This is a genomic window from Burkholderia sp. SJZ089 (assembly GCF_007828315.1).
GTDB lineage: Bacteria > Pseudomonadota > Gammaproteobacteria > Burkholderiales > Burkholderiaceae > Burkholderia > Burkholderia gladioli.
Genome location: NZ_VIUM01000019.1, coordinates 21,466 through 37,295 on the forward strand (window position 1 = coordinate 21,466; position 15,830 = coordinate 37,295).

At 71.2% G+C, this 15,830-nt stretch carries 8 protein-coding genes; 3 read left to right on the forward strand and 5 right to left on the reverse strand.

Annotated features, from left to right (window positions below):
* Window positions 1-50: 50 nt before the first annotated feature.
* Genes glgB through FB600_RS28980 form a run of 3 tightly spaced genes read right to left on the reverse strand, consistent with a single transcriptional unit; the run spans window position 51 to window position 9,243 of the window.
* Window positions 51-2,249 carry a 1,4-alpha-glucan branching protein GlgB gene (gene glgB / locus FB600_RS28970; RefSeq protein WP_145758149.1) on the reverse strand — a complete coding sequence of 733 codons (2,199 nt, stop codon included), beginning with the start codon at window positions 2,247-2,249 and terminating at the stop codon, window positions 51-53.
* The gene (treS, locus tag FB600_RS28975; protein ID WP_098151833.1) at window positions 2,246-5,716 is read right to left on the reverse strand and encodes a maltose alpha-D-glucosyltransferase; all 3,471 of its coding nucleotides are present in this window, start codon (window positions 5,714-5,716) and stop codon (window positions 2,246-2,248) included. The genes glgB and treS overlap by 4 nt, the downstream gene beginning before the upstream one ends.
* Window positions 5,713-9,243, reverse strand: coding sequence for an alpha-1,4-glucan--maltose-1-phosphate maltosyltransferase (locus tag FB600_RS28980; protein WP_145758150.1), 3,531 nt, complete (start codon window positions 9,241-9,243; stop codon window positions 5,713-5,715). Before FB600_RS28980 ends, treS begins: the two co-directional genes overlap by 4 nt.
* A gap of 336 nt (window positions 9,244-9,579) precedes the next feature.
* On the opposite strand from FB600_RS28980, the gene FB600_RS28985 reads away from it, so the two are divergent.
* The 3 genes from FB600_RS28985 (at window position 9,580) to FB600_RS28995 (ending at window position 13,665) form a co-directional block, all read left to right on the forward strand.
* Window positions 9,580-10,026, forward strand: coding sequence for a hypothetical protein (locus FB600_RS28985; RefSeq protein ID WP_025099222.1), 447 nt, complete (start codon window positions 9,580-9,582; stop codon window positions 10,024-10,026).
* A 575-nt stretch (window positions 10,027-10,601) separates the two neighbouring features.
* The gene (locus FB600_RS28990) at window positions 10,602-11,597 is read left to right on the forward strand and encodes a LacI family DNA-binding transcriptional regulator (protein ID WP_047838521.1); all 996 of its coding nucleotides are present in this window, start codon (window positions 10,602-10,604) and stop codon (window positions 11,595-11,597) included.
* A 283-nt stretch (window positions 11,598-11,880) separates the two neighbouring features.
* A complete protein-coding gene (locus FB600_RS28995; RefSeq protein WP_098153171.1) occupies window positions 11,881-13,665 on the forward strand; it encodes an IlvD/Edd family dehydratase in 1,785 nt (594 codons plus the stop codon).
* A 102-nt stretch (window positions 13,666-13,767) separates the two neighbouring features.
* Here the strand turns inward: FB600_RS28995 and FB600_RS29000 are convergent, their stop codons facing one another.
* Both FB600_RS29000 and FB600_RS29005 read right to left on the reverse strand, forming a co-directional pair.
* The gene (locus FB600_RS29000; RefSeq protein ID WP_096752745.1) at window positions 13,768-14,859 is read right to left on the reverse strand and encodes a potassium channel family protein; all 1,092 of its coding nucleotides are present in this window, start codon (window positions 14,857-14,859) and stop codon (window positions 13,768-13,770) included.
* A 111-nt stretch (window positions 14,860-14,970) separates the two neighbouring features.
* Window positions 14,971-15,714 (reverse strand): FadR/GntR family transcriptional regulator, encoded by a 744-nt coding sequence (locus tag FB600_RS29005; RefSeq protein ID WP_096752746.1) that lies wholly within the window; start codon window positions 15,712-15,714, stop codon window positions 14,971-14,973.
* Window positions 15,715-15,830: the final 116 nt, after the last annotated feature.

A 15,830-nucleotide genomic window follows, 5' to 3' on the forward strand; every position in this document is an offset into this window, starting at 1 on the left:
CTCGTGTCGTTTCGATGCGGCGGGCTGCGCGAGGGCGGCTCGCGTGGGCCTCAATCCGGGCGCAGCCAGAGCGTGGCCAGCGGCGGCAGGCGCAGCGCCGCCGACCAGGACTGGCCATGCGCCGGCACGTCCTGCGCCTGGACCGCGCCGCCGTTGCCGCGATTGGTGCCGCCGTAGGCCGCGCTGTCGGTGTTGAGCAGCTCGGTCCAGCGCCCGCCCGCCGGCAGCCCGACGCGGTAGCCCTCGCGCGGCACCGGCGTGAAGTTGCAGATGGCGACCAGCACGCGGCCGCTGTCGTCGCGGCGCTGGAAGGCATAGACGCTGTTGCTGGCGTCGTCGCCGACCAGCCAGCCGAATCCCTCGGGCAGGCTGTCGAGCCGGTACAAGGCCGGTTCGGCGGCGCTCAGGCGGTTCAGGTCGCGCACCAGGCGCTGCACGCCGCGATGCGCGGGCGCGTCGAGCAGGTCCCAGGGCGGCTGGCCGTCGTGCGAGAACTCGCCGGGCTGGGCGAACTCGCCGCCCATGAACAGCAGCTTCTTGCCCGGATGCGCCCACATGAAGCCGTAGTAGGCGCGCAGCGTGGCGAAGCGCTGCCAGGCGTCGCCCGGCACCTTGGCCAGCAGCGAGCCCTTGCCGTGCACCACCTCGTCGTGCGAGAGCGGCAGCACGAAGCGCTCGGAGAAGGCGTAGACCAGGCCGAAGCCGATGCGGTCGTGGTGATGGCGGCGATGTATCGGGTCCTCGCCGAGGTAGGACAGCGTGTCGTGCATCCAGCCCATGTTCCACTTGAAGTCGAAGCCCAGGCCGCCATGCGCGGTGGGCGCCGTCACGCCGGGCCAGGCGGTCGATTCCTCGGCGATGCTCAGCACGCCGGGCGGCGCGAGCGGGCCGTGCAGGGTGTCGTTGAGTCCGCGCAGGAAGGCGATCGATTCCAGGTTCTCGCGCCCGCCGTGCACGTTCGGCACCCACTCGCCCGAGGCGCGCGAATAGTCGCGGTAGAGCATCGAGGCCACCGCGTCGACGCGCAAGCCGTCGACATGATGGTCGCGCACCCAGGCCAGCGCCGCGGCGATCAGGAAGCCGCGCACCTCGTGGCGGCCGAGGTTGAACACCAGCGTGTTCCAGTCGGGATGGAAACCCTCGCGCGGATCGGCGTGCTCGTAGAGCGCGGTGCCGTCGAACTGGCCGAGCCCGTGCGGGTCGGTCGGAAAATGCGCGGCCACCCAGTCGACGATCACGCCGAGGCCGGCCGCGTGCGCGCGGTCGACGAAGCGCGAGAAGCCCTCCACCGGCCCGAAGCGCGCCGAGGGCGCGAACGGCGAGAGCGGCTGGTAGCCCCAGGAGCCGCCGAACGGGTACTCGGCCACCGGCATCAGCTCGATGTGGGTGAAGCCCATGCCGGCCGCGTAGGGGATCAGCCGGTCGGCCAGCTCGTCCCAGCTCGGTGCGCGCGGCGGATCGCCGATCCTTTGCCAGGATTCCGGATGGACCTCGTAGACCGACATCGGCGCGCGCTCGGCATCGGTTTCGGCGCGGCGGCGCATCCAGTCCTGGTCGTGCCATTCGAAGCTCGACAGCGCCTCGGCGTCGGCCACCACCGAGGCCGTCAGCGGCGGCGCCTCGGTGGCGCGCGCGCAAGGATCGGCCTTGAGCGGCAGCACCACGCCCTCGCGCGTGCGCAGCTCGAACTTGTAGCGCACACCGGCGCCGATGCGCGGCACGAACAGCTCCCACACGCCCCAGGGGCGGCGCAGCCGCATCGGGTTGCGGCGCCCGTCCCAGGCGTTGAAGTCGCCCACCACCGAGACCCGCGCGGCGCTCGGCGCCCACAGCGCGAAGCGCACGCCGGGCACGCCGTCCACGCTCATCGGCCGCGCGCCGAGGCAGTCGAGCACGGCCAGCGGGTCGCCCTCGGCCAGGCGCGCGAGGCGGTCCTCGGCCAGCAGCGGGCCGAAGGCATAGATGTCCTCGACCTCCTGGGTCACGGTCATCCAGTCGATCGAGAGCCGGTAATCGGCGTCGTCCTCGAGCGTGCCGGCGAAGCAGCCGGCCGGCGCCACGCGCTCCAGCTCGCCGAGCACGCGGCCGCCCTCGCGCGCCACCGCGTGCACGCGATGCGCGCCGGGCAGCAGGGCGCGCACCACGGTGCGCTCGCCGAGGCGATGCTTGCCGAGGCAGGCGAACGGGTCCGGGTGGCGCGCGTCCAGCAGCGCATCGATATCGGACAGGTCGAACAGCGTGTCGCTCATTGCGGGTTCTCCGGCGGGAGCTCGTCGGGTGAATGGGATTCGGAGGACGGGGCGTCCTGGTCCTCGTCCGGGTCGCGGTCGCGGCCCAGCAGTTGCGCGCTGAGCGCGGCCAGCCCGAGCACCGGCACGCTCAGCCAGTCGGGCCGGTTGGCGGCCTCGTAGGCCAGCTCGTAGGCGGCCTTCTCGACCAGGAACAGCATCAGCAGGCGCTCGGCGTCGGCGGGCCCGGCGAACGGCGTGGGCGCGAGCTCGACGGCGCGCCGGTAGTTGGCGAGGAAGCGGTCGGCGGCGGCCTGCCCGAAGCGGTCGAACAGCGTGCGCTTGAGGTCGGCGGTGGGCGCGGGGGCCTTCTCGATCGAGAACTGCGCGGCGGCGCTGGCATAGGAGAGCGAGCGCAGCAGGCCCGCCACGTCGCGCAAGGGATGCGATTTCGCGCGGCGTGCGTCCAGCGCGCGGGCCGGCTCGCCCTCGAAGTCGATCAGCATCGCGTCGCCATGCACGTCGAGCACCTGGCCGAGATGGAAATCGCCGTGGATACGCGTGCAGAGCGCGTCGAGGTGTTCCGGCAGCAGCGAATCGAGCGCCGCGACCAGGTCCTCGCGCGAGGCCAGCAGCGCGAGCGCGGCATCGCGCACGCCGTCGTCGAGGTCGTCCAGACGCGGCGCGAGCAGGCCCATCGCGCGATCGACCATCGCGATCGCGTCCTGCGTCCAGCGCGCCACGTGGGCGGGCGTGGCGCGCTCGGGCGCGAAGGCCGGGTCGTCGGTGGGCGCGGCCAGCGTCACGTGCAGCTCGCCCAGGCGCGTGCCGATCGCGCCGGCGAACTCGGCATAGGCGTCGATCTCGTCGGCCTCGCCGTCGGCCTCCCGGGCATCGGGCGTGGCCGAGGCCGACAGCGCCAGGTCACCCACCGCGCGCTTGAGGAAGTCGAGCGAGCGGACCCAGGCGTCGCCCTGGTTATCGACGAAGGCCTGCACGATCGCCACCGTGTGCGGCGTGCCGTCGGCGCCCACGCGCAGCACCTCGCCGGCCAGTGCCGGCGCGTTGGCGTAGCCGGCGCGCGTCAGGTGACGGCTCATCTCGGCCTCGGGATGGATGCCGGCCGCCACCCGCCGCACCAGCTTGAGCACCAGGGTCTCGCCGATCACCAGCGAGCTGTTGCTCTGCTCGGCGGCGAGCCAGCGGATCCCGGGCGTCGGGCCCAGTGTCGGCATCACCTCGGCGAGCGTGGGCTCGGGCGAGAACACCAGGGTCCCTCCACTGGTCAGGGGCACGCTGGCGCGCTCGGCCAGCTTGGCCAGCACGCCGTGCGCGAAGCCGGGCAAGGCGAAGGCGTCGGTCAAATAGCCGACCGTCGGGCCGCGCCGCACGCGCGCCAGCGCCAGCCGCATGAACAGCGGATGCGGGGTCTCGTCGCCCCAGGCGGCGGCCAGCGGCACCACGTAGCGTTCCTCGTGGCCGTCGGAGCTCGCGACCACCTCCGCGTACTGGAACGGCTCGCCGGGTATCGACGTGACGCAGTCGAAGCGTGCCGCGTCCAGCGAGCGGTCCTTCGAGGCGAACCAGCGGCGCCGCGTGAGCCACTGCGGCAGCACCTCGGCCTCCAGCGTGGCGACCAGCGGCGGGGCCGGCTGTGCATCGCCGCGCCGCATCACCAGGGTGGTGTACTCGGGCAGCGGCTCGGCATGCGGGCGGTGCCAGGCCGGCTCGGCGCCGGTCGGCGAGAGCGAGAACCACAGGAAGCCGTAGGGCGGAAAGGTCAGCAGGTAGGGCAGCTCGCCGATCGCCGGGAACGGCGAATCGGAGGTCATCTCCACCGGCACGCTGCCGGCGAATTCGGAGAGGTCGAGCTCGACCGCCTGCGAGGCGCGCGACAGGTTGGCCACGCACAGCACGGGCGTCGCGTCGGGCAGCTCGCGCAGATAGGCCAGCACCTTGCGGTTCTCGGGGCGCAGGAAGCGCAGCGTGCCGCGCCCGAACACCTGGGTGGCGCGACGCGTGGCCAGGATCCGGCGCATCCAGTTCAGCAGCGAATGCGGGTCGCGCGATTGCGCCTCGACGTTGACCGCGTCGAAGCCGTACAGCGCGCCCATCACGGGCGGCAGCACCAGTTGCTCGGGATCGGCGCGCGAGAAGCCGCCATTGCGGTCGGCCGACCACTGCATCGGCGTGCGCACGCCGTCGCGGTCGCCGAGGTGGATGTTGTCGCCCATCCCGAGCTCGTCGCCGTAGTAGATCACCGGCGTGCCGGGCATCGACAGCAGCAGCGAGTTGATCAGCTCGATGCGGCGCCGGTCTCGCTCCATCAGCGGCGCCAGGCGCCGCCGGATGCCGAGGTTCAGGCGCGCGCGGCGGTCGCTCGCGTAGGCCTGCCAGAGCAGGTCGCGCTCGGCGTCGGTGACCATCTCCAGGGTCAGCTCGTCGTGGTTGCGCAGGAAGATCGCCCACTGGTTGCTGGGCGCGAGCTCCGGCGTCTGCCGCATGATGTCGATGATCGGGAAGCGGTCCTCGCTGGCGATCGACATGTAGATGCGCGGCATCAGCGGGAAGTGGAAGGCCATGTGGCATTCGTCCTCGCGGCCGAAGTACTCCTGCACGTCCTCGGGCCATTGGTTGGCCTCGGCCAGCAGCATGCGGTTGGGGTATTCGGCGTCGATCGCGGCGCGGATCCGCTTGAGCACCGCGTGCGTCTCGGGCAGGTTCTCGTTGCTGGTGCCCTCGCGCTCGACCAGGTAGGGCACCGCGTCCAGGCGCAGGCCGTCGATGCCCAGGTCCAGCCAGAAGCGCATGACCTGCAGCACCTCGCGCACCACCGCCGGATTGTCGAAGTTGAGGTCCGGCTGGTGCGAGTAGAAGCGGTGCCAGTAGTACTGGCCGGCGACCGGGTCGTGGGTCCAGTTCGACGGCTCGCTGTCGACGAAGATCACGCGCGTGCCGGCGAACTTGGTGTCGGTGTCCGACCACACGTAGTAGTCGCGATGCACCGAGCCGCGCTTGGCGCGGCGCGCGCGCTGGAACCAGGGATGCTGGTCCGAGGTGTGGTTGATCACCAGCTCGGTGATCACGCGGATGCCGCGCGCGTGCGCCTCGCGGATGAAGCGGCGCACGTCGGCCAGGGTGCCGTAGTCGGGATGGACGTTGCGGTAGTCGGCGATGTCGTAGCCGTCGTCGCGGCGCGGCGAGGGATAGAAGGGCAGCAGCCACAGCGCGTCCACGCCGAGCGAGGCGATGTAGTCGAGCTTGGAGATCAGGCCGGGGAAGTCGCCGATGCCGTCGCCGTTGGAGTCGAAGAAGGACTTCACGTGCAGCTGGTAGATGATCGCGTCCTTGTACCAGAGCGGATCGCCGGCCAGGGTGCCGCGCTCGGAAAAGCGCGCCCCGTTGCGGCGCGTGCCGCGCCGGGCGCCGTCGGCGCCGCGCTGGAACGGCGCGTGTTGCGGCGAATCGAGGCTGTCTTCGCGGATCATCGATGGCTTCCTTCGCCGGGCAGCGGCGTCGAGGCGGCGCGCCGCGGCTGGTCGGGCGCGATGCGCCAGAGCGCGAACGGCAGCGCATGCGGGTCGAGGTTCACGTATTGGCGGGTGCCGTGCCAATGGTGCTGATGGCCGTTGGCGAGTTCCACGCTGCGCAGCGCGGCGCCCTCGGGCACGCCCCAGCCTTCGTAGAGCGCCGCGTCGAGCATGAAGTCGGTCGACTGCGGGGCCCAGGGGTCGAGGCTGATCGCGGCCACGATCACGTTGTCGAAGCCGGGCGTGGCCTTGCGGAACACCAGCACCGAATCGTTGGGCGCGTCGAGGAAGCGGATCCCGAGATGGGTCTGCAGGGCGGGGTTGCCGCGCCGCAGGCGGTTGAGCAGGGCGATCTCGGCGGCCAGGTTGCCGGGCCGGTGCCAATCGCGCGCGCGCAACTCGTATTTTTCCGAGTCGCGGTACTCCTCGCCGTCGTCGGTCAAGGGCGCCGATTCGCCCAGCTCGAAACCGCTGTACATGCCCCACAGCCCCGAGAGCAGCGCGGCCAGCGCGGCGCGGATCACGAACTGCGCGCGTGGTGCGTGGTGCAGGTAGCGCGGGTTGATGTCGGGCGTGTTGACGAAGAAGTTCGGGCGGAAGAATTCGCGCGCCGGGCCGTCGGCCAGCTCCAGCAGGTACTCGCGCAGCTCGTGCTTGTTCTCGCGCCAGGTGAAGTAGGTATAGGACTGCGAGAAGCCGAGCTTGGCGAGCCGGTACATCATCGCCGGCCGCGTGAAGGCTTCCGAGAGGAACACCACGTCGGGATGGCGCGCGCGCACGTCCTCGATCAGCCAGGCCCAGAACGGCAGCGGCTTGGTATGCGGATTGTCGACGCGGAAGATCTTCACGCCGGCGTCCACCCAGTGCAGGATCACGTCGCGCAGCGCGACCCACAGCTCGGGCATCGCGTCGCTCGCGTAGAAGTCGGGGTTGACGATGTCCTGGTAGCGCTTGGGCGGGTTCTCGGCGAAGCGCAGCGAGCCGTCGGGGCGCCAGGCGAACCAGCCCGGGTGGCGCGCCAGCCAGGGATGGTCGGGCGAGCACTGGATCGCGAAGTCGAGCGCGATCTCGATGCCGTGCGCGTGCGCCTGCGCGACCAGCGAGCGGAACGCGCCCAGCGTGCCCAGGCTCGGATGCAGCTCGGTATGGCCGCCGATCGGCGAGCCGATCGCGTAGGGGCTGCCGACGTCCTCCGGGCCCGCGCGCAGGCTGTTGTTGCGCCCCTTGCGCGCGGTCAGGCCGATCGGGTGGATCGGCGGGAAATACAGCACGTCGAAGCCCATCTCGCGGATTCGCGGCAGGTGGCGCGCCACGTCCTCGAACGTGCCGTGGCGCTGCACGTCGTCGGCGGCCGAGCGCGGGAACATCTCGTACCAGCTGCCGAAGCGCGCGGCGCGGCGCTCGACCTCGACGAGATGGACGCGGCTGTCGCGCGTGAGCGCGCTGCGCCGGTACAGCGCGGCATAGGCGGCGGCCGAGTCGGGCGCGTGCAGCAGGGCGAGCTGGCCGCCCGCGTCGCTGCCGTCGAAGGCCTTGGCCAGGGCCTGGGCGGCGCGCGTGTCGCGGCGCGGGTCCTCGGCCTCGCGCGGGTTCGTCTTCAGCGCGGCGGCCAGCAGCGCGCGCGCTTCCTGCAGCTCCAGCGCGATCTCCTGGCCGGCCGCGTGCTTCTTGCCGATGTCGTCGACCAGCGAGCCCCAGTCGTCGCGCCAGGCCAGCACCCGGAACTGGTGGCGGCCGATCCGGTCGAGCGGGATGCTGGCCTGCCAGCGGTCGTTGCCGAGCGGGGCCAGCGGCACTTCGCGCCAGTCGGCCTCGTCGGCCGCGCGGAAGGCCACCGCGGCGCCGAGCCGGGCATGGCCGTCGACGATCAGCGTGGCGCTCACGCGCATCGCCTCGCCCACCACGCGCTTGGCCGCGAAGCGGCCGTCGTCGACGCTCGGCTCGACACGCTCGATCGCGATCCGGTCGGCCTCGAGCGCGGCGGCCAGCGCTTCCTGGGCGGCCGAGCGGGCGCGGCGGCGCGGGGCGGTGTCGGCTTGCGCCTGCACGGAGCGGCCGGCCTCGTCCCGGGCGTCTTTCGTATCCTTGGCGCCCTTGGCGGGCTTGCCGTTCTTGCTCGCCTCGGCGCTCTTGCCGCCGTCCTTGGGTTCCTTGCCGGGCTTGACCGGCTTGGCGCGCGCCGCGCGCAGCAGGCTCACGCCGCCGGGCATCAGCGCCAGCGGGCCGAGCGGGGCGGTCTTCGCGCGGCGGCCCGCCGATAGCGGCGCGAAACGGGTGAAGGCGCCGGGCACGCCGGCCAGGCAATCGGGATCGATGGCGCCGGGCGCGTCGAGTTCGGGGTTCAGGGCGATCAGCAGGGCCTCGTCGGCCTGTTCCAGCCAGTCGCTGTCGCCGCGCAGCAGCACGGTGACGGCCGCATCGGCGCCGCTCAGGGCCGCCAGCTCGCCGCGCGAGGCGAACACCGCCGAGTCGCGCCGCCGCCGGTTCGCCTCGGCGAGCGCCTCGGACAGGTCGAACGGGGCGCGCTCGAAAGCCTCGCGGAACGCGGCCGGCTGCGGATGCGCGGTCATCAGCGGGGTGGCGACGCCGCGCTCGAAACCCATCGGCACCAGCCAGCCGGTGCCGAGCGCCGCGGCGGTCTCCAGCGCGCGCCGGTAGCCGCGCTCGATCGCCTCGGGCGGCAGGCCGCGCAGGTCGTGCGCGAGGCGCGGGCCGTCGAAGGCGTCGGGGAAGGCGATCGGCGAGGCGACCCGGCGCAGCAGCGCGTGCTCGTCGACCAGCCAGGGCGCGCGCAGGTCCCACCAGCGCAGCGAGCTGAACACGCCGTCGAAGCCGGCGCCCTCGAAGGCGCCCAGCGCCTCGCGCGCATGGCCGGGGATGCCGGCGATCCAGCGCACGTCGTCGAGCTCGCCGTGGCGCGAGCCCAGCCAGGCACGCCACCATTCGGCCGGCAGGCGCTGCGGCGCGTCGACCAGGAAGCCGGCCAGGCCGGTTGCCGAGAGCGTCGCGAAGCGGCCGTGCCACCAGCCGGCCAGCGCCTCGCCCACCTCGGGCCGCGCGATGTCGGCATAGGCGAGGGTCTGTTCGAAGGCGGCCGTGCGCGGGTCGATGCGCGCGTCGTCGTGCGCGCGCTCGATGTACCAGTCCGGCGCGCCGCGGCGCAGCGGGTGCTCGACGGCGATCCGGTCGACCGTCACGTCGAGCATCAGCCGCAGGCCGAATTCGCGGGCCTGCTCGACCAGCCGCGCGAGCGCGTCGCCGGTGTCGAGCGAGGTGGCCAGGGCTTCGTGCGGGCGATCGTGGTCGGCCACCACGCGCGGGTGGCCGGCGCGGCCGGTGGTGTTGAACGCGCCGACCAGCACGTGATCGAAGCCGAGCCCGGCGATCCGCTCGAACCAGGCGGGCCAGGCATCGAGCGGGCCGACCAGGCGCGCGTCGACGAAGTAGAGATGCGGGGAGAAAGCGGTTGCGGTTGAAGGTGCCATCGGGCCGTCCGTTGCGCTGGGCAGGCGGCGGTTGCCGGCTGCCAGCGGGGGGAACGCAACGGCCGTGCCCGAGGCGGGCGGCATGCCATGCGCCGGCCCGCGCCCGCCGCACCGGCCCCGGCGCCGTGCGCGCTGTAGTTTCGGCCGGCGACTGTAGTTTTTACAGCCAGTGGGGTGCGACGGGATTTTTTTGGCATGCCTCGTCGCTCCTGACATTTTTGTTACACCTCTTACGGACGGCGATCCCGCGCGTTACAGCTTCCTTTCGATCGCTTGGCTACACTCAGCGCCATTGGTTCACGCAACCCCGTACTTCAACGAACAAGAGCGTTCATCATGGCGAACACACTGATCAAACTCGTCGCGGTCGCGGCCCTGGGCGCCGCCGTTTCGATGCCGGCCCTCGCGCGCGGCGACCTGAACAATGCGCTGGGCGGCGCGCTCGGCGGCGTGGCCGGTGCCGCGCTCGGCGGCGCGGTGGGCGGCAGCACCGGCGCGGTGATCGGCGGCGCGGTGGGCGGCGGCGCGGGCGGCGCGGTCACCTCCAGTCGGCGCGAGCGCACCGGTGCCATCATCGGCGGCGCGCTCGGCGGCGGCGCCGGCACGGCGGCCGGCAACGCGATGGGCGGACGCTCGGGCGGCCTCGTCGGCGCGGCCCTGGGCGGCGGTGCCGGCGCGGCGCTGGGCGGCAACGTCTCGCGCTCGAACTCCTACGACGACGATTACCGTCGCGGCCGCTACGGCCATGGCCGCCATCATCGCGGTTACCGTCACTGGGATTGAGGATGGGCGGGCAGGGCGGCGTTGGTCGCCGCGCTGCCTGGCAAGCGCGGCAGCGCGCTGAGATATGGGGAACCCGGCCCGGCGCCTTGCCGCCGCCGGGTTTTTTCATGGCCGCGCGGGCTGTTCGGCCCGCGCGGCGCGCACCGCCGAAACTGTTGTCGGCGCGCGACGCGGGCCCGCTAGGCCGTTGCGAAGCCGGCTGCGCCGCACGATGGATCAATGATCGCGATTGATGCGCGAAGCTCATCGCGCGGCCTCGATTGATCCTGGAATCCTCAACGATTCTCTCCACTGCTTCCGATTGGTTCGTTTGCGCGGCGCCGGCGTCCCGTTTTCGAGTGCAGGCCGCGATCCATAAGGAATGCGATCGATGTCCAGGCTTTCTCACCCCCCCGGGCATTTCTTGCGCGTTTTCGATCCCGATCAGCCCACGGCGCTTTTGAGTCCCGTATGATGTCGCCCACTTTTCAACCCGCCCCGCCAGGCGGACAGGACATACCGGACTCCTATCGATGGGCAATGCCAGCCGACGCGCACCGAAACCCCCACCGACCCGTCTCGAGGGGCCGCCGCGCATGGCCGACGTGGCCAGGCTGGCCGGTGTCTCGAAGATGACCGTGTCGCGCGTGCTGGCCAACCATCGCGTGGTGGCGGCCGCCACCCGTGAGCGCGTGCTGCGTGCGGTCGACACGCTCGGCTACGTGGCCGACGCGGCGGCGGGGGCGCTTTCCTCGGGGCGTTCCGATTTCGTCGCGGTGATCGTGCCGTCGCTGTCCAGCTCGAACTTCTCCGATACCGTGCGCGGGCTGTCGAACGCGCTGGAGCCCCGGGGCCTGCAACTGCTGATCGGCGATACCGGCTACGACATCGCGCGCGAGGAGCGGCTGATCCGTTCCTTCCTGCGCTACCAGCCGCGTGCCATCGCGCTGACCGGCGCGTTCCATACCGAGGCCGCCACCGCCCTGCTCAAGCGCGCGGGCGTGCCGATCGTCGAGATGTGGGACCTGCCTGGCGCGCCGATCGACGCGGCGGTGGGTTTCTCGAACCAGCGGGCGGCGCGCGAGATGGTGGTCTACCTGCATGGGCGCGGTTATCGCCGGATCGGCTTCCTGTGCGGCGCCAACGACAACGACCGGCGCGGCATGGAGCGGCTCAAGGGATATCGCGCGGCGGTGCGCGCGCTGGGCCTGGGCGAGCCGCGCGTGGTGCGCATCGGCGACACGCCGGCCGACATGACCCACGGCGGCCCCGCGCTCGACGCGCTGCTGGCGCGCTGGCCCGATACCGACGCGGTGATGTCGATCAGCGACCTGTCGGCCTTCGGCGCGATCATGCAGTGCCATCGGCGCGGCCTGCGCGTGCCCGAGGACATCGCGGTGGCCGGCTTCGGCGATTTCGAGGTGGCCGAATGCTCGCATCCGACCATCACCACCGTCAGCGTCGATGCCCATGGCATCGGCCAGCGCACCGGCGAGGTGCTGTTCGACGCGATGGCGCACGGCACCGCGCTGGCGGCCGGCTACAAGCACGTGAAGCTGCGGTTCTCGGTGGTGCAGCGCGAAAGCGCCTGAGGGCGCGGCCTGAGCGGATCGGGGAAATCCGGCCGCGCCTCCTCGTTTTCCCCACATCCTTCTCCTCTCGAAGCACTCGCCGCAGGTCGCCAGGCGTGCTACCATCCGTTTCGGGTTACCGGTAACCGACAGGCTGCGCAAGGGATTGCACGGAAGCGGGCAGGGCGCCACGGCTTGCTCGTCGTGCCGGGACATCCAATCAGAGGAGACGGCCGCGGGTAGCGCGGGCACACGCCTCGAGGGCGGGCCGCGGCGTCGGAACGATCAGGACATGGAGAACGAGATGACACAACAGACCAAGCGACGCCTGCGCAGCCAGGAATGGTTCGACGATCCGTCGCATGCGGACATGACCGCGCTGTACGTCGAGCGCTTCATGAACTACGGGCTCACGCGCGAGGAAATCCAGTCGGGCCGGCCGATCATCGGCATCGCGCAGACCGGCAGCGATCTCGCGCCCTGCAACCGCCACCACATCGCGCTGGCCGAGCGCGTCAAGGCCGGCATCCGCGACGCGGGCGGCATCCCGATGGAATTCCCGGTGCACCCGCTGGCCGAGCAGAGCCGCCGGCCCACCGCCGCGCTCGACCGCAACCTGGCCTACCTCGGCCTGGTGGAGGTGCTGCACGGCTTCCCGCTCGACGGCGTGGTGCTGACCACCGGCTGCGACAAGACCACCCCGGCCTGCCTGATGGCGGCCGCCACCGTCGACCTGCCGGCCATCGTGCTGTCGGGCGGCCCGATGCTGGACGGCTGGCACAACGGCCAGCGCGTCGGCTCCGGCACGGTGATCTGGCATGCGCGCAACCTGCTGGCGACCGGCGAGATCGACTACGAAGGCTTCATGGAGCTGACCACCGCGTCCTCGCCCTCGATCGGCCACTGCAACACGATGGGCACCGCGCTGTCGATGAACAGCCTGGCCGAGGCGCTCGGCATGTCCCTGCCGGGTTGCGCGAGCATCCCCGCCGCCTATCGCGAGCGCGGCCAGATGGCCTATGTCACCGGCAAGCGCATTTGCGACCTGGTGCGCGAGGACGTGCGTCCTTCGCAGATCATGACCAAGCAGGCCTTCGAGAACGCGATCGTGATCGCCTCGGCGCTGGGCGCCTCGAGCAACTGCCCGCCGCACCTGATCGCGATCGCGCGGCACGTCGGCGTGGAGCTGTCGCTCGACGACTGGCAGCGCGTCGGCGAATCGGTGCCGCTGATCGTCAACTGCATGCCGGCCGGCGAATACCTGGGCGAGAGCTTCCACCGCGCCGGCGGCGTGCCGGCCGTGTACCACGAGCTGTCGAAGGCGGGCCTGGTGCATCGCGACTGCCTGACCGTGTCGGGCGGCACCATTGGCGAGATCGCCGATCGCTCGGCCACCAACGACCGCGACGTGATCCGCACCACCGAGGCGCCGCTCAAGCACGGCGCCGGCTTCATCGTGTTGTCGGGCAACTTCTTCGACAGCGCGATCATGAAGATGTCGGTGGTGGGCGAGGCCTTCCGCCAGACCTACCTGAGCGAGCCGGGCTCGGAGAACGCCTTCGAGGCGCGCGCGATCGTGTTCGACGGCCCCGAGGACTACCACGCGCGCATCAACGATCCGTCGCTGGAGATCGACCAGCACTGCATCCTGGTGATCCGCGGCGCGGGCACGGTCGGTTACCCGGGCAGCGCCGAGGTGGTCAACATGGCGCCGCCGGTCTCGCTGGTGCGCGAGGGCATCACCTCGCTGCCGACGCTGGGCGACGGCCGCCAGAGCGGCACCTCGGCCAGCCCCTCGATCCTCAACATGTCGCCCGAGGCGGCCGTCGGCGGCGGGCTCGCGCTGCTGCGCACGGGCGACCGGATCCGCGTCGACCTGAACGCGCGCAAGGTGGATGTGCTGGTCGACGATGGCGAGCTGGCGCGTCGTCGCGAGACCGCCGAGTTCAAGATCCCGCCGGCGCAGACGCCGTGGCAGGAGCTCTATCGGCAGGCGGTGGGGCAACTGTCGACGGGCGGCTGCCTGGAGCCGGCCACGCTGTACCTGAAGGTGGTGGAGACGCGAGGCAACCCGCGGCATTCGCACTGAGCCGGCGGCACGGGACGGAAGCCGGCGGGGCGCGATCCTCGTGGCGCATCGGGCGGCTTCGGCGGCCGGGGGCGGCAACCGCGTCGCGCCGAGCCACGCTGCTCATGGCTGGGAGCCGGCTGCCTGCCTGGTCGACTGGATGACCATCAGCACGTCGCCGGCTTCGATCGGAACGGGCGCTTCCTCGTAGAACGACATCAAGGTTCCGTTTCGCGCGAGGCCGATCACCACCACGCCGGGGACCTCGTTGCTCCTGCGGCCCACTTCATGGGGTTCGGCCGGGCGTTCCTGCAACATCACGCGCCCGCGCGTGGACAGCAGGTCGTTGACGAACGGCACCACGTAGCGGCTATTGACCGCGTTCGCCAGCAGCAGGCCGCCGATCTTGGTCGAGCCGACGATCACGTTCGCGCCGGCTTGCCGCAATTGTCGCCAGAAAGTCTGCTCGCGGATCCGCACGATGATCTTCGTGTCGGGCGCGATGCTGCGCACGGTCAAGGTCAGCAGCACGGCGGTCGCATCGTCGTTGACCGCCACGATCACGGCACTGGACTGGCGAACCTGGGCCTGTTGCAGCAGATCCTCGCGCGAGGGGTCGCCGCGCAGCCCGATCACGCCCAGTTCGGCGGCGGCCTCGAGCGATTCCTGCGCGGGATCGATGACCACGATGTCGCGTGGATCTACGCCGCCTTCCAGCAACTCTTGCACGGCCACCGATCCGGCCATGCCGAATCCGCAGACGATGACGTGCCCTTGCAACTCCTTTTGCAGGCGCTTCATGCGAAATTCCTCGACGACGCGTTGAATGACGAACTGGTAAGCCGTTCCCAGAAAGGTGAACCAGATGATGAGCCGGATCGGCACGATGAAGAACGCGTCGATCAAGCGGGCTTTTGCCGTGATCGGCACGATATCGCCATAGCCGACCGTGGCGATCGTCACCATGGTGAAGTACAGCAGGTCGACGCCGCCGGGCGACTGGCGATGCGCGTCGTACAGGCCATTGCGATCCAGGTACAGCACGATGAACGCCAGGGCACAGAGTCCGGCGACGAACAAGGCCCGGTAGAGCAGGGTCTTCAGCGGCGAACTCGTGGGGCGGGTGAACAGGATGCGATGCGCGATGCCCCGGTGCCCCGGGAAAAGGCGGCGCCTCAGGCGGGAAGGGAACGCTCTGCGACGGACTCGTGCCATGGGGAACTCCGGTGATCGTGCCCGGATTCTACTTCGGCCGCATCGTGGGCGCGCCGATTCAGGAAACGAGCCGGTCGATTCGCGGCAGGGTTTCCGGCACGACGCGGCGGCTTACTTGAACTGCCCCGCCAGCCGCTGCTCGGCATGCTGCATGTGCAGGCCCATCGCGAGGCTGATGCGGCGCACGTCGCGTTCGTTGAGCGCGGCGTAGATCTCCTCGTGTTCGTCCATCGACTCGGCCCACCACTGCGTGCTGAAGAAGTGCTGTTCGAGCGTCATGTAGAGCGGCGTGGTGCGATGGATCCACAGCTGGTCGAGCAGTACCACGTAGGCGCTGTTGCCCGAGGCCTCGGCCAGGCTCAGGTGGAACTGTCGATCGTATTCGTTGAGCTGCGGGTCGCCCACCTTGCCGGCGCGCAGCTTCTCCAGGCGCGCCAGCACGGTCTCGATCTGCGCGTCGGAGGCGTGGCGCACGGCCTGGATCGCGATCTCGGGCTCCAGGTAGGCACGCGCGCGGATCACGTCGAACGGCGAGACCGCGTGCATGCGCGGCGCGGTCGCCGGGTTCGCCGCGTCGGCGGCGTTCGTGGCATCGGCCGTCGCCGCGGCTGCCGCCGGCTTGCCGCGCTGCTTGACGAAGATCCCCGAGCCGCTGCGTACCTCGATGCTGCCTTCGATTTCCAGCGCGATCAGCGCCTCGCGCAGCGAGGAACGGCTCACGCCGAGCCGCGCGCTGAGATCGCGTTCGGCCGGCAGCCGCTCGCCGACGATGAATTCGCCGGCGTCGATCAGTTCGGTGATCTGCGCGGCGATCTGGCTGTAGAGCCGTTTCGTTTCGATCGGCTGGAAGGGCATGGCGAGCTCGACGGGTTGGCCGGCGGATTGAGAGGAGCGGCCCGCGCCGGTGGGCGCGGGGCGCGGGGCGCACATTATAGGACAACGCCCGGCGCCGGCCGCTGGCGGGCCGATGC